Origin of the sequence: Staphylococcus debuckii, assembly GCF_003718735.1 — a bacterium.
In the GTDB taxonomy this organism is placed as follows: Bacteria; Bacillota; Bacilli; order Staphylococcales; family Staphylococcaceae; genus Staphylococcus; species Staphylococcus debuckii.
On the sequence record NZ_CP033460.1, the window covers coordinates 252309 to 274291 of the forward strand.

A 21983-nucleotide genomic window follows, 5' to 3' on the forward strand; every position below is an offset into this window, starting at 1 on the left:
TCAAATTAATTGAGTCATTGAATGAAGCTTTTTTATTTATATTATTATTTACCTTTAATATAGCTTAATTGAGCAGCATCGTCAGCATCAATTGTTCTATAAGAAATGACTCCGGAGCCTTCTACATTAGATTCTGAAACCACTATCGAACCATCGCTGTTAACTTTTTCTACAAAAGCGACATGGCCATAGATAGGGTCGGCATCTTGCTGTCCTGCTTCAAACACGACCGCATTATGTTTTTCTGGTGTGGAAGTAACGGTGTAACCTTTGTTTTCTGCACGATTATTCCAATTACGTGCATCTCCCAAATCGCCACTGATTTGTTTATCGAATTGCGCCATACGATTATAAACATACCAAGTACATTGACCATGAGGATACGGTGAGTCACTCGCTGATTCAGCAAATGGTTTGAAATCTGAAGCATTTTCTTTACCACTTGATTTGTAATCATTTAAATTCGGCATTTGTTTCTTATCAAATTGCGTTAAATCGTAGTGTTTGATAATGCTATTAAGTTTATCAGCATAGCGTGAATCAGTTGCATAAGTTTGTGCAAGATGCGCAGTAGCATCACGATAAGAGGAAGCTTCACTTTTCCACGTAGGACGATAAATATCGGCGTTACCCTCAACTCCATTTTTGATTAAATCCGCATAATCTTCGAGAGATTCTTTTTCACTTGGGTAACTGCGGAAAGGTGCTGAAATTTGGTACATACTGTTTCCGCTATCTTCAAGTGTATTGAAATCCGCAGATTTGCCTTGGTAATTCCCTTTGATTCCGAATAAATTATAATGCGGTGACTGAGCAAGCGCACTATTACCTGAATCAGATTCTAAAATGGCTTGTGCAATCATGACAGAAGCAAATATATCTCTGTTCTGACCGATATCATGTGAATCTTTCGCAATTTTCTTGATGAACTGGCGTGTATCACTATTTTCTACAACAGTAAAATTACTGCTGTCTTCTTGATTGTTGGATAAATCAGGCAAGAATTGGAACATTGCTGCTGATCTAAGGTTAGATTGCTTTACACCATCTTCAAATGATTGTTTCGGTTCGGTCTTGTCTTCAAGTTGTGATTGAGTCGGTAATTGAGGATTAGTGGTTGATGTATCTGAATGAGGGGTGTCTGTGGTTGTGTCTTCTTGTGTGTCATTTGTTTTATGTTGGTCATCGTATTTATCTTTTTGTTTTTTAGCACCCTCGCTATATTCATCCAAAATAGCGTTGATCACAGAATCATCCTGCTCATTTTCTTGTTGTGAGGATTTTTCAGTATTTTGTTCGTTTGATGTATCAGATGGTGATTTCTCGTCAGTTGTTGTGTTATCTTGTTCGGTTTTATCTTGTTGAGACGAAGTATCTTCTTTTTGCTGCTCGTTCTCTTGAGGAACTTGATTATTATCCTCTTTAAGAGACGCGCTCGCTTCATCTAACTTTCTCAAGACTTCATTATCATCTTGCGATAAGTCGCTATTCTCATGAGTGTTTGAGGGTGTATCCTCTGAATCATCTGCTGTATCGGCTGAATTTTCATTTTGAGAAGGCGTAGTTTGTTCTGCACCAGAATCAGTGTTCTTAGAATGATCTAAGTTATTATCCGATTTATCACCGTTATTTTGACTTTGTTCAGGTTGGCTTGACTCTGTATATGATTTATTTGAATTTGAAAATAGTTGATCCCACAAACTTGGCATGCCATTATTCTGTTCTTTAAATGGTGCCGGTTTAAAAAAGTCTAAACTGCTTTTATAGTAATCAGGACGAATAGGGTTGTTTACGCTTTGCTGAGTATTTGATTTTTGTTCATCTGACTCTTCAGCGTCTTCGTTTTTCTTTTTATCTTCAGTATTTTTATGATTTTCCTTTTTGGAAACGGAGGAGGGTTGTTCAGTCTCGTCTTCATCTTTTTTACTAGTATCATCATGCGTCTCATTTGTTTCTTTTGCAGCTTTATCTTCTTTGTCGGAAGGTGGTTGACTTGTATTATTATCTGTAGCATTCGTTTTCGGAGGAGTTGATGATTCTTCTGAAATTTCAGCATTAACATGGTTGAAAGGAAGTGTTGAAATTAATAAAGATGATGAAAAAATACAGACTAATAACTTTTGTTTCCTCATAATAATACCTCTCTTTTATTTAATGTGATTTACTATATACAAAGTACTACTTAACTTGTTAAAATATTGGTAGTTGTTAACACTGTTAACGGGTGTCAACTTTTTAAAACATAACTTAAGCAATGAAGCCATTATATCAATTTATCTGAAATAAACAAATAGTGTTTTGAAATTTATGTGCGAAGATATAGAAAAAAATCTAGAGGTGTATAAAGTGAAAAATGCAATAAGGCTTTTTCTGATGGATTTAAAAAAGATTATTAAAGCACCTGCTGTTTTGGTCATCTTAGGAGGCGTGATGGTACTGCCCTCTTTTTATGCATGGTTTAATTTAGATGCAACTTGGGATCCATATGGAAATACTAAAAATATAAAAATAGCAGTAGTTAACGAAGATAAAGGCGATAAAGTAAGAGGCAAAAAGATAAATGTAGGGGATGAAGTTGCTAAACAATTAAAAAAAGATAACCATTTTGGTTGGGAGTTTGTCAGTCGTAAAAAAGCAGACCATGATTTGAAGATGGGCAAATATTATGCAGCTATGTACATACCAGAAAAATTTACACATCAAATGACTGGAACACTTCGCAAAAATCCTGAACGTGCTGATATAGAGTATAAAGTAAACCAAAAATTAAATGCAATCGCACCTAAAATGACAGATGCTGGAACTAGTGCGATTGTGCAGAAAGCTAATGATAAATTTAATGAAACAGCGACCAAAGCGTTACTTAAGGAAGCTAATCGATTAGGTATTAAACTTGAAAAGGAAATACCTACAATTAATAAAATTCAAAAAGCAGTTTCTACAGCTAATAATTCTGTACCTGAAATTAATAAGTTTGCTGAAAAAATATTATATTTAGATGAGCATCAAGACAAGATAGATAACTATGCAGATAAATTTAGATCGTTGAATCAATACAAGGGCGACGTTTTAAATGGCGTAGATAAATTAAATCAAGTTAATTCAGCTGTGCCTGCATTAAATGAAAAAGCTAAATTAGTATTAGCATTAAATGAATATATGCCAGATATCAAAAAAGCACTGAACGTTGCTTCTAATGATGTGCCGGAAGCATTTCCACGAATTAATAGAGGTGTCGATATTGCTAGTAATGGCGTCGATAAAGGCTTACAAGGTATCAACGACGCACGAGGTTATTTGAGTGCGATTAATCAACGCGTAGATACGTACCAAGGAATTGTGAATGATGCGCAAAATCGTAATCAAGACGTGAATAATCGTTTGCAAAATAACTTACAAACAGCACCTCAAAGTGCTTCGAAAACAAGTGAGAATAATATTAAATTTTCACCAATGAGCACAGATGGTAATTCAAACAAGACTTCTTTTGACAGTGAAGATGTAAATGCAATGGAATCTTCTTTATCTAAGGGATTATTGTCTTTATCACAATATACAGACCAGCAAGCAGAAAGTACGCAAGATAATATAGATTCATTAGAAAATATCGCTTATGGTATCTTGTCTTCTGATAAGCCTGAAGAATTTAAGTCTGTATTGGATAACATGAATTCCAGACTTGAAGCGACGAGCAAATCTAATCAGCAATTTATCGATATATTATCTGAAATTGAAGACAGAGAAGATGTAGATCTTTCAACTGAAATCAATAAATTAGAAGAAGCGAATAATAGTGTGAATAACTTAATCAGAAAACAAAATCTCCTAAGAGATGCGTTAGACCAAGGCAGCTCTGGTAAAGCAGAAGCAGTGGACTTATTGAAAACATTGCCTCAAGTTGACCGTGATTTGAAGGGATTAAGAAATTATATTCGAACAGAAATGAACCAAAGTTTATTGGACGTATCTAATAAAGTGACGTCGGTATTAAATAATGGACAGGCTAAACTTTCAACCGTTCAATCCAAGTTGAATACTATTTCTCAAGTGATTGACGGAGGAGAAGCGATTTTAAAAGACAGTAAGAATAGAATCGAAACGATTCAAAGTGCTTTGCCGCTTATCGAACAGAAATATAAGGATGCCATGGCTGTCGCACAACGTTATTATCCAGAGTTTGAACAAGATGTGAATAAAGCTGCTGCGTTTATCAGAAATGATTTACCTGGCTTAGAACAGCGATTAGCGGATACAACTGCAACAGTAAACGAAAATATTCCAACAGTATTTAATCGCTATGATCAATTAGTAGATCTGTTAGACAAAAATCAGCCAGAGGCAAAACAAAAACTACATGATTTAGCAAAATTGATACGTAATGATTTACCAGGTGTCGAAAAAGATTTGGCAAAAGCGAACAAACTCTTTAAAGAAATAGACGATGACGACGCTGTAGATAAAATGGTTGATTTCCTGAAAAATGATTTGAAAAAGCAAGCAGATGTCGTATCTAATCCAATTAAAATCAACCAAGAAGATGTTTTCCCTGTGAAAGATTATGGTTCTGCAAGTACACCATTCTATACAATATTATCATGTTGGGTCGGCGCTTTATTAATGGTGAGCTTGATGACAACAGATAATAAACATAAAGATTTAGAGCCATATTTAACTAAAAGAGAAGATTATTTAGGTAAAAGTGGTTTATTCTATCTCATAGGTACTGTTCAAGCATTGGTGGTATCCATCGGAGATATTGTAATATTGCATGCACAAGTAGAGAGTGTAGGTTGGTTTATAGGACTGACTGTCTTAACCTCGCTCGTGTTCGTAACGATTGTGTATACTTTAGTTTCATTATTAGGTAACCCAGGAAAAGCGCTTGCTATTATATTATTAGTGCTGCAAATAGCTGGTGGAGGAGGAACATTCCCTATAGAAGTAACACCCGAATTCTTCCAAATTATACACCCATATATACCGTTTTCTTATGCAGTAGATGCGTTGAGAGAAGCGGTTGGTGGAATTGTGCCAGCAATCTTAACGAGAAAAATACTGACACTGATATTATTTGGCGTTATTTTCTTTGTGATTGGTATTATATTTAAACCAATTACAGATCCTATCATGAGAAAAGTTGCAAAAGAAGCTGAGAAAAGTGACGTTATGGAATAAGCTATTGAATCGAATTAGAGTGGTGCCGGGACATGATTTTGTCCTGGCATCATTTTTTCGTTCCAACAACCTTAACAACTTCAGGATATTGTACATAATAAAAAAGACAAGCAGCTCATGAAAGTTGCTTGTCTTTCTTTACTTCAAAATAAACTATTTCTCTTTCCATTTATCGACTTTATCACGGTTATTTTTAATCCAATCGCTGGCAGCCTTTTTAGGCTCTTTTCCTTTTTCAATTTCTAACATGATAGACTCCATATCATCTACGCTCCATTTGAAATTATCTAAAGTTCTATAAGCTTCAGGCATATCTTTCTTTAAACCTTTACGTGCCATAGTATCAATACTTTCAGCTCTGCCCATAGTACCTTTAGGATCTTTTAAATATTTTAAATCGTAACGTTGGAATATCCAGTAAGGATTCCAACCTGTAATAACGATTTCATCTTTATTTTTTACGGCACGTTTAAGTTGAGCGTTCATAGCGCCTGTGGAAGAGATGACTTGGTCCCATCCTTTTAAGTTTGGATAAGCTTTGATAGTTTTATCTGTGGCTTTTACAATTCCAGCACCTGGTTCAATCCCGGTAATTTTCTTTTTGGCTTGGTTATCTAAATCTTCAATAGAGTCAACATCCATATAAGAAGGTACTACAAGACCTAATTTGGCTTTTTTATCAATATGAGGCCCTAAGTTGTCTAAATCATCTTTGAACTCTTTATATTGTGCAGCATGAGTAACTGGAAGCCAAGCACCCGTCATTGCGTCCGCTTCTCCCTTAGCTACCGCTTCCCACGTAACTGGGATATCTAACGATGTCATATTCACTTTGTAACCTTCTTCTTCTAAGACTTGTGCAATTACATTGGTAGACACGACTTGGTCATCAGTTTGTGCATATGCCAAAGTAATTGTTCCCTTATTGGCTTTTTTAGTAGGGGAAAAGAAGATAGAAAATAAAATAACAATTAAAACGATTATCGCGATGATTGCAGTGATTATCCATTTCTTCTTTTTAGGCATGACTGACTTTTTCGGACGATTCATTGCTTGAGTGAAGCGGTCTAAAATAATAGCAAGCACTACAATACCGATACCATAAACAAATCCATTACCGACTTCTGAACGTTGTACTGCTGCTAAAACACCTTGTCCTAAACCAGGCGTTCCAATCATAGAAGCAATTACGACCATTGAAAGTGTCAGCATAATCGTTTGGTTAATCCCTGCAAAAATATTTTCTTTTGCCATAGGTAAATCCAGTTTGAATAATCGTTGCCATGCAGTCGAACCGAAAGAATTGGACGTTTCTACAAGTTCTTTAGAAATAGAACGAATACCTAAGTTGGTCATTCTGACTGTCGGAGGCAAAGCGAAAATAACAGAAGCGAAGACCCCTGGCACCATACCAATTCCGAAGAATGCTACTGCTGGAATTAAATAGACAAAACCAGGCATTGTTTGCATTAAATCCAAAATAGGTTTGACAACTTTTTCTACAGTATCACTTTTAGACATCCATATCCCAAGAGGAACTCCAATAATAATAGCTACTAAACTTGAGATAATTACCAATGTGACGGTGTTCATTAAATCATCCCACATACCTTGGTTGTAAATGAAAAGTAATCCAAGGAGGGTGAATAGTGCGAATCCCCATTTACGCTTAAATACAAAGAAGGCCGCAATCACTAAAAGCGCCATCATCACAAATGGTGGAATCGCAGTGAGAATCATGGTCATAAAATTCATGACAGCTTCACCGGTAATTTGTAAGACTGAGAAGAGGCCGGATAAATGTGTTGTCAGCCAGTCTACAATCTTATCAATCCAATCAGCAAAAGGAAGTTTAGCTGTTTCAAAATTAAACATTTGCATTCACTCCTTCTTCTGTAGATTTGTCATCAGACTTAACAGTAATATTATCCGTACTCATTGCGCCAATAACGCTGCCTCGAACTACCACACCAATAACATGGTCTTCTTCATTTACTACAGCAAGAGGTGCAGGTGAGTTATAAATAAGGTTGAAAATATCACTTACAAACATATCTTTATTAATTTTATACACATTTTCATCTAGTATATCTTTTAAAGTGAGTCCCTTATCTCTAGCCTCTAAGGCCTTTTCTGCAGAGATACTGCCTTTTAATTTACGTTCTCGATCAATAGCAAGCAACATACTGACTTCTTCTTGTCGCATACGTTGTAACGCCACATTTGGACCTTCAGATTCAATGTTAATAGTCAAAGGAGGTTCCATTATATTTTCTGCTGTTAAAACTTTAGAACGATCGACATCTTCGGTAAATTCTTTTACAAAGTTATTAGCAGGATGAGTTAAAATTTCTTCTCCAGTACCAATTTGCATAATCTTTCCATCACGCATCAAAGCAATGCGATCACCGATACGCAAAGCTTCGTTTAAGTCATGCGTAATAAAAATAATAATTTTCTTTACTTTACGTTGTAAGTTTAATAAATCATCTTGCATGTCGCGTCGAATCAATGGATCAAGTGCTGAGAAAGCTTCATCCATTAATAAGATTTCCGAATCATTTGCTAATGCGCGTGCTAGCCCTACACGTTGCTGCATACCGCCTGAAAGTTGATCTGGATATTGATCTTTAAACGAAAGCAGACCTGTATCTTCTAATGCCCTTTCAGCTTGTTGTTTACGTTCTTCTTTATTAACGCCGCGTATTTCTAAACCGTACTCCGCGTTTTCTAAAACTGTTCTTTTAGGAAAAAGACCAAAATTTTGGAACACCATATTTACTTTGGTACGTCTGATTTCCCGCAGTTCACTCTTAGACATCTTTGAAACATCCTCATCATTGATAAAAATACTTCCTGAAGTAGGTTCAATCAAACGATTAATGAGACGTACTAATGTAGATTTCCCGCTACCCGAAAGTCCCATAATTACAAAGATTTCTCCATCTTCAACATCAAAATTTGCATCGTAAACACCTACAGTTGCCCCTGTTTGCTCTAGAATCTCTTGTTTTGACTTGCCCTTTTTAACCATGTCCAGTGCCTTTTGATTATTCTTGCCGAAGACTTTGGTTAAGTTTCTCACCCGAACTTTGCTCAAAATAAACACTCCATTTCAATTTCTATCGCTATAACTGTACTTTAGCAAATTAAATTTAAAAAACAACCTTATTATTAAATAGAAAAAGGCAAATTAAAAACATTCTTTTGAGTTTTTAAAAATTAGAAAGAATTAATATACTAATCTTAGTAAAATGTCTTGTAACGTTCACAAATAATTTTTAAACTTTTAGGGTTGCTAAATTTAGAAGTTTAATAGATATCTATCTAAATTGTGGTTACATCATCCCTAAGAGTTTCATCTAAATAGATCCTAATCCAATCCAAATTATAAAGTAGATAATTCCAAGCGCGAAGTTCATTGTCCACCAGTGTTTTTGAGTGACATACCCCGACGCGTATAGAATAGGAGCGGGTCCGCTGCTGTAATGTGTAGTAGAGGCGAGTAAGTTCCCAAAGAAACCTAACATGAGTGCACTTAATAAAGGCGGTGCTCCTGAAGCTTTATTTCCTTGATTTTTATTTTGTAAAGTATATAAATGTTTAAATGATTGATTGCAATATACAACTTTATATTTGTATACTATTATTAACAAATTGTGAGGAGGAACGTATGAATCAATCGCAAAATCAAGTTGTTAAAAGTTACACATTGATGACAGAGAGATAAGAAATAATAAGTAAGGAGCAATTGTATGGGTACTGTAGGAATGTTAAGAACAAACACTAAACCACAGATTTTAGCAAGAACGGTTGCATATATTTGTATGCATTACGGCATTAAATTTTTTTATTTTAGTCCTTCTGATGTGGATTTAATAAATAAAAAGATTAATGGGCAATTCTTTGAAAAAGGGAAATGGGTTAGAAAAATTGTAGATTATCCAGATGTTGTAGATAATGAACCAATGAAAATGAAAAATAAAAAAATATACAATAATTTAAAAGAGACGTCGATATTTACAACTAATCCTTTAGGCGGAAAAAATAAAGTTTTTAGAATGTTGAAAGAGAGCCAACTATTTGAAGATGTATTAATACCGTATATTTTAGTAAGAAATCCAGATGATGTTTTAAGTTTTTTAAATCGTTATAATAAAATTTTATTGAAACCAGTTTTCAGTAATCAAGGAAGAAATATCATTGTAATTGAGAAGGCGGGAAATTCGTTTAAATTACTAGACGATAGAATCTCTAAGAGTTTAACATATAATGAATTAATAGAACTCTTAAACCAAAAATACATGAATCCTACTTATATTTGCCAACCTTTTATTAATTCTAAAACAATAGAAGGTAGTCCATTTGATATTCGTTTGCATGTAAGAAAAAATTCAGAAGGACGATGGGAAAAGGTGAAAATCTATCCAAGGATTGGAATGGGTAAAAATATAACTTCTAACATAAGCCAAGGCGGAGGTATCTCTCCAATTGTTCCATTTTTACAACATAATTTTGGAAATGAGTGGAAAAAGATTAAGAATAAATTAGAATTATTATGTCGTAGTTTCCCTACTCGATTTGAAAGTTTATATGATTATGACTTAGATGCTTTAGGTATTGATTTTGGCATAGATCAAAAAGGTAATATCGGTTTATTCGAAGTGAACACTTATCCAGGACAACAATTCTTTTATGCAGAAGACGCTGAAGTTAGGGTAGATTACTATAGATATTTATTGAATCAAAAATCAGTGGTGCATTAAAATAATAAAAAAGCTACACCCTTAATGTTAGTGTTTCTAAGCTTTACTTTGGGATGTAGCTTTTTTCGTTTGCGAATAATCATTTTTGTATAAAATTGAGAGGTACTACTATAGGCGGCCTGTAAATAAAAGCCGCTATAAATAAGTTTCTCATAACGTTTATAACCTAAATCAGTAAAATAGCAATATCTATATTTTTAAACGTAATTACATCTTTCTTTTTAAATTTATATGAAATAGTATTTCCGTTAACAGTTTCAATATTTGTTTTGGTAGCATATATAGAGGCATAAGCGCGAAATAATCTAAATAATAGCCCCTGGTTCTTCTGGTAATACTTGTCCACCGTCAATAATCAATGCCTGTCCTGTGATGAATTTAGCTTCTTTAGAGGCGAAGAATGCAACGGCATAGCCGATATCTTCAGGTTCTCCTAATTCATGAGTAGGGATAATTTTTCTTGTACCTTCTAAGTAGTCTTCACCCTGTGCTTTAAGCCCTTCAGTTAACACATTACCAGGCTGCACAGCATTTATAGTAATTCCGTATTTTGCATATTCTAAAGCTGCACTGCGCACAAAACCAAGTTGTCCAGCTTTTGAAGCACCATAGTGAGCCCATCCAGGATAACCTGTGTTTGGTCCTGTAACAGAAGAAGTCACAATTATACGGCCGTATTTTTGTTTTTTCATTATTTTCAAGACAGCTTGTGTAACAAAGAACATGCCTTTTAAGTTGATATTCTGTACAAAATCCCAATCGTCTTCTGATAATTCTTCAATACTGATTTGAGGATAAACACCTGTATTAGATGCTAATATATCAATCTTTCCAAATTGGGTTGCTATTTGGTCTACTGCTTCATCAATCTGTGATTTGTCTGTGATATCTAATTTTACAAAAGTACCATTTAATTCTTTAGCTGTTTTTTCTCCATTTTCTTTATCAATATCTCCAATAACGACCTTTGCCCCTGCTTCTGATAAAGCTTTTGAAATTCCTTTTCCAATACCATTTGCGCCACCAGTTACTAAGGCTACTTGATTTTCTAAATTAAACATAAATATTCACCCCATATTATATCTATTTAGTATTATCTTCCCTTAGTTATATACAAATAACTCGTTTCTATTAAAAGTCATAGTTTATACAAACACATTAGATGGAAAATAATATTAAGAGGTGAATCCATGAAATATTATCTTGTTACTTTTATACACACGGATTTAGAAGGATGGAAAAAATATGTGAATGCACATATACAGTACTTAGAAAAATTAATTTCAGAACAGAAATTAGTGGTTTCTGGACCCTTGCAGGATGCTGAGAAGGGGAAGAAGGAAGCGGTACTCATATTTCACGTTAAAAATAAACAAGAACTCATGACTTTATTAGAAAACGATCCTTATTGGTACGAAGGTTTGGTTGCTGATTACACTATACGTGAATGGAACCCGATGTTTGGTTCTTTACAAAAGCCTAAACATAAATTGTTAGTTAAATTAAGTAAGTTGTTGAATCGAAAGTAGTAATTGTTTTAAAAACTATATTAAATCTAGAAGGAGCATATCCAAAGAAGAATATGCTCTTTTATTTATTAGTTTAGTGTTACTTTTTGTTTATCAATCACTTCATCCATAGTTCCATTGTAAATAGTGACTGTTCCATCTTGATCTACTATGAAAGTATATGCTCCTACGCCAGACTTATTATTAGCCGCGATTTTCCATATACCATCGCCTTGTTCGTTAAAGGTAGGCTGTTGAAATTTAATCAAGGAAGCATCTCCGCCTTCAGTTTGGTTAACCGCTGCAATTACATAATCAAAGACATTATCTCTATTTATTCTAAAATGGGCGAGTTCAGATTTATTTACTGTTCTATGAGTACCGCCAGCACTTACTTCAACAGTTTCACTGCCATCATTTGCTTGTTGTTGAGTGTTATCTTGATTTTCTTCTGTATTGTTTTCAGTTTCAGAGGCTTTTGCAGTAGGTTCAGCTGGATTACTAAAACCGCTGCCCTCATTGTCGTTATCATTAGACTTATCTTTTTGTTGTGCATTTAATTTATCTTTTTCTAATTCTACTTCTTGATATTTGTTATATCCGAAAAATCCGACAGAAGCTAAAATGCCTAAAAGAGCTATAGTAGTTATAATAATTAATAGTTTTTTCATAAATTTATCCTTTTCTATTATCCTTTTTTAACGTGTAGCACCAGGTTCTGCTATTTCTCCGCGTGCTGCTTTCTCATATATTTTCTTTTGTGCTTCATAAGCGGCCTGTTCATCCCAATCTTTATCTACTGCTTGTTCATTATCGTTGCTACTTTCTTCAGATTGTCCATATTCTGCTTTAGTAGGTTGGAACTTGCCCTCTTTAAATAATTTTTCTTGTTCAGGTGTCATTTCATCTTTAGAAATAGCTCCATCGCCATTATAATCATTATCTAAATTAATATTTTCTTCTGTATTCTCTTTAGCTTCTGCAGTGTTATCCACTTGTTGAGGCGCTTCAACTTGTTGTGCGGAAGTATTTTCTATAGGTGCTTGTTCCTCATTCTCTATTTGTTGATATTCATTCTGTTGTTTTTTAGGTTTATCTTTAGATTTTTGGTGCTCCAACTTTGCTTCTTCTTTTTTGAGTTCTAAATCTTTGTAACTTCCGTATGCAAAGACGACTGAAATACCTAACACGGCCATTAATGCCACTATCCCTAAACTTGCTAATATCTTTTTCAAAAAGTTTATTCTCCTATCCATTCTTTTATTCATAATAATATTAAATGAATTATGATAAAACTTCTAGTAGAAAATTAATTAATTGTTGAATTAGGTATATTTACACTTTTCAATCATCCTATGATTAAGAAGAAAAGCTGAGCAGACATAAAAATAGCCGAGAAAAGTATAAAATTAACTTTCCTCGACTCTCATCTCTCTAAAGCATATTCATTTTCAACATATCAATAACACCGCTGGAAGCACCAGGGAAAGCAAAGACGTGTTGGTTTAATTCTTGAGCAGTCATACGGCCGTCTACAATAAATGTCAAGATATTAATGAGATCAGGCGCATCGTCTCCGTAAACAGCAGCCCCCACTAAATGTTTGTCTTGATCTAAAACAATATACATTTCCGCTTCAACTTCATTCTTATACTCAAATACCATTTGTTTGCCAAATGGAATACATTTCACTGTATAAGCATCGTCGTTCTCTGCTTCTTCTACAGAGACACCGATTTGTGACAGTCTAGGTAAAGCATAGACCACTTCTGGAATTGCTGGATAGTGAATAGGTTCTGGATTTACTCCTAATATCTGACTGGCAATATAGTTGGATTCAAATGTTGCAGTCGGTGTCAATTTCGGAATCATTTTATCTACGACATCACCGCTAGCAAAGATATTAGATACATTAGTACGCATATAATCATCTACTTGAATGCCGCGGTCGCTGAATTGGATGCCTGCATTTTCTAAGCCGATATTTTGTACGTTAGGTTTGCGGCCTGTTGCATCCAAGACGTAATCTGTTTCAATAGAGAGACCAGATTCAGTTTCTACAAGATAGCCTTCTTTAGATGGTACAACAGCAGTTGTATTTTCGTTGAAATGGAATTGCACACCTTCATCTTTCAATTTTTCAACTAGTTTCTGTACATGGTTGTGATTAAATCCTTTTAATGCTTCATCCGAATGATGAATAATATCTACTTTCACACCTGATTTAATCATAATAGATGCAAATTCCATGCTGATAATACCAGCGCCAATCATAACCATGCGCTCAGGAAGCTGATCCATTGATAAGAAGTCGCGACTGTCATGAGTGTGTTCTTTTCCATCAATTTCTAGTTGATGGCTGTGTTGGCCAGTACCGATAACAATATTTTCGGCTTCTAATTCTGTGTCATCTACAGTAACAGTGTGTGTATCTTTAATGACACCTTTGCCCATATAAAGGTCAATGCCTTGTTGTTCAATCATTGAAGCAACGAAGTCTGACATAGGATTGATAATTTCTTTTTTATATTTCATCAAATGTTCCCAATTTACTTGTAAATGATCCGCTTCAATAATGCCATTATAGTGACTGGCTTCCTCTAACACTTCATAAGGACCTTCTAATAAAATTTTGGCGTTACAGCCGAAATTGGTGCAAGTACCTGCTACTTTATCTTTTTCAATTATCGCAACGGATTTGCCTGAATTGGCTAAAGCTGCTGCTGCATGCCATGCCGCATGTCCGCTTCCTATAAATACAACATCATAACGTTTCATGAAAATCATCCTTTATTTATATTGATTTGTTTTTCAAGTGCGCTTTCTAGTTGATCCATTATTAACTTGGCTTCCTGATAATCTTCGTATTTCATTTCTTCTGGTACACAATTTGCAAGGGCTTCGTAAACAGACGCTTGATTTCGGATACCTTTATCTGTCAACGTCACAATTAATTGTCTTTTATCCTCTGAAGATTTTTCTCTCTTAATCCATCCAGCTGTTTCTAATCTTTTTAAAAGAGGGGTCAGTGTATTGCTGGAAAGTTTCAACTGTTTTCCGATTTCATGTAGAGTCTGCGGATTTCTTTCCCATAAAGCCAGCAAGACTAAGTACTGTGAATAAGTTAAGCCGAAAGATTTGAGCTGTTGTTCATAGAAACGTGCGAACAACCGGCTCACATTATAAGCTGAAAAACAAAGCTGATTCGCTAACTTCATAGCTTCTTTGTCCATCTATGCACCTCTTTTCATGATTTGAAGTTACTTTTAGTATAATCAATCGTGCGCGATTGTTCATAATGATTTGCTCATCTTTAAAGGATGATAAAGACTATATCAATCATATGAAGCATGTGAAGAAAACCGAATACAGTGTCTATAAAGATGCTGTAGTTTCCAATTCGAAAAAAACAATGCGTTTGAATGAGAAAACATCCAAATTATCTATTTTTAAAGCAGAAGAGGGACGCTTACCGAAGAAATCAAATGAAATTGCATTGAGTTCACAAGACAAAGGCAAATATAAAATTGGTCAATACATCAATTTAGAGAACAGTAAAGGCAAGAAAGAAATTGACGGATTAAAAAATCATAAATACAAAATCGTTGGTTTTGTAACATCTAGTGACTTCATGCAAAAGCGTGATTTAGGCATGACAGATGTCGGTAAAGGTCAAATTGATACCTTTGCTGTCTTAGATAAAAGTGGTTTCAGCGATACTACTCCGAATGTAGCTAAAATTGCTTACGATAATTTGAAAGGTGCCAGCTACTCTGACAAATTTGAAAAGCAACTACAAAAAGATGTAGATCAAAATATTCCTGGATTAACAAAATTAGCCGACAAGCGTCATTCAGAAATTAAAGATGATAAAAAGGCGCAAATTAAAGATGGCCGAGAAAAATTAGAAAAACAAAAATCATCTATTGATAGTAAAGAACAATCTTTAAAACAATCTAAAGCACAATTAGATGGCAACAAAGAGCAATTGAATCAAGCGAAACAGCAAGTTTCCGACGCTAAAAAACAAGTCGATCAATTGCCTGCTGGTGCACAAAAAGATCAAATGTCACAACAACAGCAAGCACAACAAAAACAAGTGGATGAGCAAGAAAAAGAATTTAAGTCTAAACAAGACGAATGGCAAAAAAATTCTAATGACTTAAAAGATGCGAAAGAAAAAATTGCATCAAAAGAAAGTGAACTTAATACACAAGAACAAAAAATCCAATCAATGAGTGATTTAGAATATCAATTACAATCACGCAGCGATTATAACCAAGGTTATAATCAATTTGGGGAATCAGCGAAACGTATCGATGTACTTTCTAACACGTTCCCGCTTATTTTCTTCGCGGTAGCCATCTTAGTAACATTTACGACAATGTCACGTATGGCTGAAGAAAAACGTACAACAATGGGTGTGTTGCGTGCATTAGGTTATACGAAGTTTGATGCAATGAGATTATTCCTAAACTATGGTACAAGTGCAGCATTATTAGGTACAGCACTCGGAAGCTTCTTCGGTACAGGTTTATTACCTAGAAGAATTTATCAAGCTTATGCCGCAAACTTATCTGTACCGCCCATTCAAACACCGCCATCATGGTTATGGATTATAATTAGTTTAATCTTTGCATTGTTATGTACGGTTGTACCAGCAGTATTTATTGCTTGGCAATCACTCAAAGAAAATCCTAAATATTTATTAGTTGCTAAACCACATAAAGCAGGCTCTAAAGTATTATTAGAACGTATTCCATTTATTTGGAATAGATTATCATTTAATTATAAAGTGACAATCAGAAACTTATTCAGATATAAAACGCGTATGTTTATGACTATCTTCGGTATCTTAGGCTGTACGGCTTTATTGATTACAGGTTTTGGTATGAAAGATTCTTTGAATGGTATTATCGATAACCAATATAAGAAAATCATTCATTATGACATTATTGTTGTCTATAACCCGGATGCGAGTCAAAAAGAAAAGAATGATTATGAAAAAGCAGTCAATGATATCAAAGGTGTGAAAAAGAAAGACAATGTCTACTTTGAATCTGTAACTGCAAAACCTAAAGATGTTATCAATAACCAGCAAATTACGATGATGGTTCCAGAACACAAGAATACTTTCAATGACTTTGTGACATTACGCAATACTGATAATGGTCATAAAATGAAGTTGAAAGATGATGGTGTAGCAATTACACAAAAACTTGCGAAATTAGGGCACTACAAAGTGGGAGACCATATGGACATCAGAGACAAAGCAGGACGCAAGCATAAAGTAAGAATTGCTCAAATTACACAAATGTATGGCGGACATAACGTGATTATGGATAGTAATTATTACCAAAAAGCATTCGATAAGAAAGTAAAATACAATGGTAAAATTATTAACCTGAAAGATCGTTCTGACAAAAATATTGATAAGGTCTCTCGTGACTTGAATAGTCAAGATGCTGCGATGACTGCAGTCCAATCGAACCAAGCTAAGACAGCTATCAATACTATCTTAGACGGACTTGATAATATCGTATTTATTATTGTGTTGGCTTCCTCAGCCTTATCATTCGTTGTGTTGTTCACACTGACAAACATCAACGTTTCAGAACGTACTCGCGAATTAGCAACACTACGAGTCCTGGGCTTCTATAAACGCGAAACAGTAATGTATATCTACCGTGAAACGATTATTCTTACAATTATAGGTATACTCGTCGGATTCATTGGTGGCTATTACTTACATCAATTTATCATGAGTACGCTACCACCGAATAATGCGATGGCGGATATGACGCTATACTGGACAAACTTCGCAATATCCACAGGCTTAACGCTATTATTCTCATTCATTGTAATGTTAATTATGGCGCGCAAAATCAGCAAAATAGATATGCTGGGTGCATTGAACTCAGTAGACTAATCTCTTTAACCGGTAGAAGTCCCGAAGCGGATTTCTACCGTTTTTTTCATGAGACGTACAAAAATACACTATTTAAACATACTCAATAGTTATTGAAATTAATCATTTTTATTAATAATTTGTATGGCTAAATTTACTTAATTTTCTGAAATATTATTGTAATGATTGTCATTGTAGTGTAATCTAACACTAAGTAATACAAAAAATAATAGGAGTTGAAAAGCCATGAAAAAAGTAATTGCAGCAACCGGCGTAACTTTGACGTTAGCACTTGGTACAAGTGTCCTTCCAGCAAACAACGAAGCAGGCAATGAAGCACATGCAGCAACACAACCTTATTATAATTACACAGGCTATGCAGCGTATGATTCAAGTTTCTTTGTAGATCCGAATTTTGTGAGAGCGATTAAATATCATAATCTCACATTTAATGGCTATAAGATTCAAGGACAGCATCAAGCGGTGCCGAACTCTACTAAGAATATACAAGTATATGATCAACTAATAGCGATTAATAAAGAAACGAATAACGCTGTTTCTGTTTCAATCCCAATCAATCAAGGTCAGGTCAGCAGACAAGCAATCGAGAATGCATACGGAACAAACTATGAGTTCGTTAGTGAGAAAATGTCAAATGACACAGGTATGATGGTTTATGAATTTGATGGCAGTACAGTGAATATCGAAATCTATCATAATATGGCAGATTCTGCTACGATTACTTAATATTTATAACAAAGTGAGCTAATTTTTAAAGAATAATAGGAGTTGAAGAGCCATGAAAAAAGTAATTGCAGCAACCGGCGTAACCTTGACGTTAGCACTTGGTACAAGTGTCCTTCCAACAAACGCACATGCAGCAACACAACCTTATTATAATTACACTGGCTATACGAGCTATGATTCAAAATTTTTAATTGATCCAGATTTTGTGAATGCGTTGAAATATAACAATGTGACATTCAATGGTTATCAATTTTCTTCGCAAAAAGAATATAACTCAAGCCCAATGAAGGGTGTTAAAGTGTATGATCAAACTATTGGTATTAATCAACAGACTAATAAAGTAGTGCAAATTTCTTTCGCACTTAAACAAGGACAAGTCAGTAAACAAGATGTTATAGATGCGTATGGACCAGATTATATATTTTCAGGTGAAAAAGGTTCTAATGATACAGGCCTTATGGAGTATCAATTAAATGGAAGTACAATCAGCATTGATTTTTATAAAGGCACAGCCACTTCTGGAACGATTGTAGGATGGGAAATGAATAATAAGTAAACCATTAGTATCATATAATAAGATGATTTTTTAATATAAACAGGAGTTGAAAAGCCATGAAAAAAGTAATTGCAGCAACCGGCGTAACCTTAACTTTGGCACTTGGTACGAGCGTCCTTCCAGCAAACAACGATGCAGGCAATGAAGCACATGCAGCAACACAACCTTATTATAATTACACTGGCTATACAGCGTATGATACAAGTTTTGTTCTAGACTCGAATTTTGTGAGAGCTTTACAGCATGGTAACGTTACTTTGAATGGGTATAAGATTCAAGGAGAACATCAAGCAACCAATAATGATAATGATAATAATGAATCTGTAAAGGTTTATGACCAGAAAATGATTATTAATCCTAAAACAAATAGAGCTATTACCGCAGCATTTCCAGCTAAATCAGGACAAATTAGTAAACAAGATGTTATTAATGCATATGGCTCAAATTATAACTTTGTAAAACACTATCCAAATGATCCGGACAACACTGGAATAATGAAGTATGAATTTGATGGCAGCACAGTTAATTTTAACTTTACAAATGGTTATTTAACTAGCGTTGGTATTAATGGCGGTGTGTTAACTTCGCTATAGCATTAAAGATATGAGAACAATATTGTATTCTATTTATAACCAGTCGGTATCACAAATAGAATGAAGCAATATAGAGGAACAAGGAAGGATGGTTTTCCCTTCCTTGTTTTTCTGTTTTCTAATAAAAAAGACAAAATATCCATCTCAATGAGTAGAGTAATATAATCTTGTCAAAATTGACCTGTAGTTCTATTTTTGCTTTTCAATAAAGATATGCACTAACTATAACTTTATCTTCTAAATACCAGAGAAATGTATATGTGATATTGCAATCCTATATATATGGAACAACAATGAAAATTATTTTAAAAATTGTCATAGATTTATTTGGATTCTTTAGGTAATATTAAATTATTGAAATTTGAAATAAATGTGAAAGCAGGAAAGATAATGAAATGTATGAATTGCGGAGAGAGTGTAGATTCGAACGATAAATTTTGTATGAGTTGTGGATCTAATTTAGAAGAACAAAAGGCAAGTGAGTTGGTTATTAAGACATGTCCTTCATGTGGGAATAAGGTTGATTTAGATGATAAGTTCTGCGGGCATTGCGGTTATAATTTCGATCATTCAATGGCTAATGAAAATCAGCACAATTATAATTCGACAACAACTATGCCTGAAGCAAACAGTTTTACGCAAGGAGCTAAAAGCTTATTTGGAAATACGACTAAATCAATCGGTAGATTAGCAGGTAACGAGGAAAGTTTAAACATTAATCTAAAAGATATGTTTTCTGAAGTATTTAAAAAGCATACAAAGGAAGAATCAGATGAAATTTTTATAGCAGGTACAAAGAGTACTACACCTCAGCTTGACGAGATTTCAGAAGAATGGGGTAGACCATGGTTGTTTTCTAGAGTGTTTTTAGCATTTGCTATAACATTCGCAACGTTATGGGTTTTAGTAAATTCCTTTGAAAATACTTTAGCAATACCTGGATTAATCTTTATTGGTGCTTTAATGGTTCCTCTATCCTGTCTTTTCTTTTTCTATGAATCTAATGCATTTAAAAACATTAGTCTATTTGAAGTGATGAAAATGTTTTTTATTGGAGGAGTACTTTCTCTTCTAAGTACTATGTTTTTGTATGGTTTTGTTACCTTTAGTGATGAACATAATGTATATGGAACGCTTACAATCATTGATGCATTTTTAGTAGGATTGGTAGAAGAAACTGGAAAAGCACTTATTATTATTTATTTCATCAATAAAATGAGAACGAATAAAATTTTAAATGGTTTATTGATAGGAGCAGCAATAGGAGCTGGATTTGCAGTATTTGAATCAGCAGGATATATCCTTACGTATTCTTTAAGTAATATTGATAATTTAACGGGCATGGTATTTGCAAGATCTTGGACAGCTATTGGTACACACATTGTTTGGTCTGCCATTATAGGAGCGGCCATTGTTATTGCTAAAGATAATACGAAATTCTCTTTTAATAATATTGGGAATAAAAGTTTTTTATTTTTCTTTTTTGTTTCAGTGTTACTTCATACTATTTGGGATACTGATATCACACTCTTAGGTAGTGGCACTTTAAAATGTATAGTTTTGATTGTGGTTGCTTGGATTTTTATTTTTATCTTAATGAAAGCAGGACTGAATCAAATAGATTTCTTTAGAAATGAAGAAGCATTGATTCAACAAGGTGAGAATGAATGAGATATTGCCCTAATTGTGGAGAAAAATTAGAAAGAGGACAACTCTATTGTAATAATTGCGGAACAAAGCTAAATGAAACGCATCCGCAACATAGCAGAAGAAACAGAAAACAAAATACTGGTAAAGCTTGGATTATTATAACAGTAGTTTTAGTAGCATGCATAGCTGTAGCAATAGCGATTTATTTTTTATTAATGGTTTTAAAAAATCCTTCTGGTTCAGCTAGTGATAATACTAACCACTATAATAGTCATCCGAATAAAGTTAATGTATTATCCACATCATTCAGTGAAAATTTTATGAATCAAGAAAACACGGGAGGATACAAAGGATTCGAATTAGAGATGTCTCCTGAAGAGATAAAACATAAATTTGGTAATGAAGATGGAACAGTTGAATTGGGTATCGGAAAGGTTCACAAATACGGTGATATGGGCGTTTATTATGGTTCTGATAATACAGTTTCTTCAGTATATGTATTGCCTGATAATGTTACTGTTGATGAATTTAAAAAAGTACATGGTGAACCAACTAAACAAACAGAGAATCAGATGATATATGATGATAATCCTGATAATGGATTTACAATTTTTATCAATCATAAGGATGGCAAGATTCAGTCTGTAGAAAACACTTTTCAGATGGATCCTTCAAGTTTAAAGCAGATAAATTCGAGTAGTCATTCCTCTCAAAACTTGAGTGAAGCTTTCTCTCAAGATGTATTGAATTATAGTGATGGGATTAGCAAAATAATGAACACTGCGTTTAGTGCAGAAGATTATACAGATCAACCTGAAAGTTTATCTGAAGCTAGATCTATGACGGCTAGCTGGGATGGTTTATTAAGTGATATTGAAAACCAAGCAGATACTGATGAAGAACAAAGGATTGTAGAACAATTACAAGGATTTAAAAATGAAAGAGATGAAATCCTGGATGATATTGAGCAATTCGTGGATAACCATGATTCTGAAGCTTGGCAGAATGCCCAGAAAAAGAATGTATCTTTAGAAGAGGAATTGAAAGTATTCTTCGATGAATTTCCGAATTAAAACAGGA

17 protein-coding genes and 1 pseudogene are annotated in these 21983 nt (G+C 34.2%); 9 read left to right on the forward strand and 9 right to left on the reverse strand.

The window, feature by feature from the left end:
- Positions 1–44 precede the first annotated feature (44 nt).
- A complete protein-coding gene (locus CNQ82_RS01230; RefSeq protein WP_123143715.1) occupies positions 45–2132 on the reverse strand; it encodes an amidase domain-containing protein in 2088 nt (695 codons plus the stop codon).
- Positions 2133–2346: 214 nt separating this feature from the next.
- On the opposite strand from CNQ82_RS01230, the gene CNQ82_RS01235 reads away from it, so the two are divergent.
- Positions 2347–5175 (forward strand): YhgE/Pip domain-containing protein, encoded by a 2829-nt coding sequence (locus tag CNQ82_RS01235; protein ID WP_123143716.1) that lies wholly within the window; start codon positions 2347–2349, stop codon positions 5173–5175.
- 153 nt (positions 5176–5328) lie between these two features.
- Here the strand turns inward: CNQ82_RS01235 and CNQ82_RS01240 are convergent, their stop codons facing one another.
- The 3 genes and pseudogenes from CNQ82_RS01240 to CNQ82_RS01250 form a co-directional block, all read right to left on the reverse strand.
- On the reverse strand, positions 5329–7050 hold the full coding sequence (locus CNQ82_RS01240; protein WP_123143717.1) for an ABC transporter permease/substrate binding protein: 1722 nt from the start codon (positions 7048–7050) through the stop codon (positions 5329–5331).
- Entirely contained in the window at positions 7043–8275 is a 1233-nt protein-coding gene (locus CNQ82_RS01245) for a quaternary amine ABC transporter ATP-binding protein (protein WP_123143718.1), read from the reverse strand. The genes CNQ82_RS01240 and CNQ82_RS01245 overlap by 8 nt, the downstream gene beginning before the upstream one ends.
- Before the next feature lie 262 nt (positions 8276–8537).
- Positions 8538–8738 (reverse strand): annotated as a pseudogene (locus CNQ82_RS01250) (anion permease); the annotation flags it as partial.
- 192 nt (positions 8739–8930) lie between these two features.
- Between CNQ82_RS01250 and CNQ82_RS01255 the strand changes: the two are divergent.
- Positions 8931–9941, forward strand: coding sequence for a YheC/YheD family protein (locus CNQ82_RS01255; RefSeq protein WP_123143719.1), 1011 nt, complete (start codon positions 8931–8933; stop codon positions 9939–9941).
- Between the two features lie 305 nt (positions 9942–10246).
- Here CNQ82_RS01255 and fabG read toward each other — a convergent pair whose 3' ends face one another.
- The gene (gene fabG / locus CNQ82_RS01260; protein WP_123143720.1) at positions 10247–11002 is read right to left on the reverse strand and encodes a 3-oxoacyl-ACP reductase FabG; all 756 of its coding nucleotides are present in this window, start codon (positions 11000–11002) and stop codon (positions 10247–10249) included.
- Positions 11003–11131: 129 nt separating this feature from the next.
- Between fabG and CNQ82_RS01265 the strand changes: the two genes are divergently transcribed.
- Positions 11132–11470, forward strand: a complete 339-nt coding sequence (locus CNQ82_RS01265) for a YciI family protein (protein ID WP_123143721.1) — start codon at positions 11132–11134, stop codon at positions 11468–11470.
- Between the two features lie 68 nt (positions 11471–11538).
- Here the strand turns inward: CNQ82_RS01265 and CNQ82_RS13220 are convergent, their stop codons facing one another.
- The 4 genes from CNQ82_RS13220 to CNQ82_RS01285 form a co-directional block, all read right to left on the reverse strand.
- Positions 11539–12120: a hypothetical protein gene (locus tag CNQ82_RS13220; RefSeq protein ID WP_240624898.1), complete on the reverse strand. Its 582-nt coding sequence runs from the start codon at positions 12118–12120 to the stop codon at positions 11539–11541.
- A gap of 27 nt (positions 12121–12147) precedes the next feature.
- Positions 12148–12684: a hypothetical protein gene (locus CNQ82_RS01275; protein WP_123143722.1), complete on the reverse strand. Its 537-nt coding sequence runs from the start codon at positions 12682–12684 to the stop codon at positions 12148–12150.
- Positions 12685–12883: 199 nt separating this feature from the next.
- Entirely contained in the window at positions 12884–14227 is a 1344-nt protein-coding gene (locus CNQ82_RS01280) for a dihydrolipoyl dehydrogenase family protein (protein WP_123143723.1), read from the reverse strand.
- 5 nt (positions 14228–14232) lie between these two features.
- Positions 14233–14682: a MarR family winged helix-turn-helix transcriptional regulator gene (locus tag CNQ82_RS01285; RefSeq protein WP_123143724.1), complete on the reverse strand. Its 450-nt coding sequence runs from the start codon at positions 14680–14682 to the stop codon at positions 14233–14235.
- A gap of 110 nt (positions 14683–14792) precedes the next feature.
- Between CNQ82_RS01285 and CNQ82_RS01290 the strand changes: the two genes are divergently transcribed.
- The 6 genes from CNQ82_RS01290 to CNQ82_RS01315 all read left to right on the forward strand — a co-directional run bounded on the left by CNQ82_RS01290 (position 14793) and on the right by CNQ82_RS01315 (position 21976).
- A complete protein-coding gene (locus tag CNQ82_RS01290; RefSeq protein WP_123143725.1) occupies positions 14793–17378 on the forward strand; it encodes an ABC transporter permease in 2586 nt (861 codons plus the stop codon).
- Between the two features lie 225 nt (positions 17379–17603).
- On the forward strand, positions 17604–18104 hold the full coding sequence (isaB, locus tag CNQ82_RS01295; protein WP_123143726.1) for an immunodominant staphylococcal antigen IsaB family protein: 501 nt from the start codon (positions 17604–17606) through the stop codon (positions 18102–18104).
- A gap of 52 nt (positions 18105–18156) precedes the next feature.
- Positions 18157–18660 (forward strand): immunodominant staphylococcal antigen IsaB family protein, encoded by a 504-nt coding sequence (gene isaB / locus CNQ82_RS01300; protein WP_123143727.1) that lies wholly within the window; start codon positions 18157–18159, stop codon positions 18658–18660.
- A gap of 56 nt (positions 18661–18716) precedes the next feature.
- Positions 18717–19253, forward strand: coding sequence for an immunodominant staphylococcal antigen IsaB family protein (gene isaB / locus CNQ82_RS01305; protein ID WP_123143728.1), 537 nt, complete (start codon positions 18717–18719; stop codon positions 19251–19253).
- 390 nt (positions 19254–19643) lie between these two features.
- The gene (locus CNQ82_RS01310; protein ID WP_123143729.1) at positions 19644–20924 is read left to right on the forward strand and encodes a PrsW family glutamic-type intramembrane protease; all 1281 of its coding nucleotides are present in this window, start codon (positions 19644–19646) and stop codon (positions 20922–20924) included.
- Positions 20921–21976: a zinc ribbon domain-containing protein gene (locus CNQ82_RS01315; RefSeq protein ID WP_123143730.1), complete on the forward strand. Its 1056-nt coding sequence runs from the start codon at positions 20921–20923 to the stop codon at positions 21974–21976. Before CNQ82_RS01310 ends, CNQ82_RS01315 begins: the two co-directional genes overlap by 4 nt.
- Positions 21977–21983 lie beyond the last annotated feature (7 nt).

Coding starts and splice junctions, on each gene's coding strand:
- CNQ82_RS13220 (WP_240624898.1), bottom strand. CDS start 12,120: ATGAAAAAACTATTAATTATTATAACTACTATAGCTCTTTTAGGCATT.
- isaB (WP_123143726.1), top strand. CDS start 17,604: ATGAAAAAAGTAATTGCAGCAACCGGCGTAACTTTGACGTTAGCACTT.
- CNQ82_RS01265 (WP_123143721.1), top strand. CDS start 11,132: ATGAAATATTATCTTGTTACTTTTATACACACGGATTTAGAAGGATGG.
- CNQ82_RS01310 (WP_123143729.1), top strand. CDS start 19,644: ATGAAATGTATGAATTGCGGAGAGAGTGTAGATTCGAACGATAAATTT.
- CNQ82_RS01290 (WP_123143725.1), top strand. CDS start 14,793: ATGAAGCATGTGAAGAAAACCGAATACAGTGTCTATAAAGATGCTGTA.
- CNQ82_RS01315 (WP_123143730.1), top strand. CDS start 20,921: ATGAGATATTGCCCTAATTGTGGAGAAAAATTAGAAAGAGGACAACTC.
- CNQ82_RS01255 (WP_123143719.1), top strand. CDS start 8,931: ATGGGTACTGTAGGAATGTTAAGAACAAACACTAAACCACAGATTTTA.
- CNQ82_RS01230 (WP_123143715.1), bottom strand. CDS start 2,132: ATGAGGAAACAAAAGTTATTAGTCTGTATTTTTTCATCATCTTTATTA.
- fabG (WP_123143720.1), bottom strand. CDS start 11,002: ATGTTTAATTTAGAAAATCAAGTAGCCTTAGTAACTGGTGGCGCAAAT.
- isaB (WP_123143728.1), top strand. CDS start 18,717: ATGAAAAAAGTAATTGCAGCAACCGGCGTAACCTTAACTTTGGCACTT.
- CNQ82_RS01285 (WP_123143724.1), bottom strand. CDS start 14,682: ATGGACAAAGAAGCTATGAAGTTAGCGAATCAGCTTTGTTTTTCAGCT.
- CNQ82_RS01240 (WP_123143717.1), bottom strand. CDS start 7,050: ATGTTTAATTTTGAAACAGCTAAACTTCCTTTTGCTGATTGGATTGAT.
- isaB (WP_123143727.1), top strand. CDS start 18,157: ATGAAAAAAGTAATTGCAGCAACCGGCGTAACCTTGACGTTAGCACTT.
- CNQ82_RS01280 (WP_123143723.1), bottom strand. CDS start 14,227: ATGAAACGTTATGATGTTGTATTTATAGGAAGCGGACATGCGGCATGG.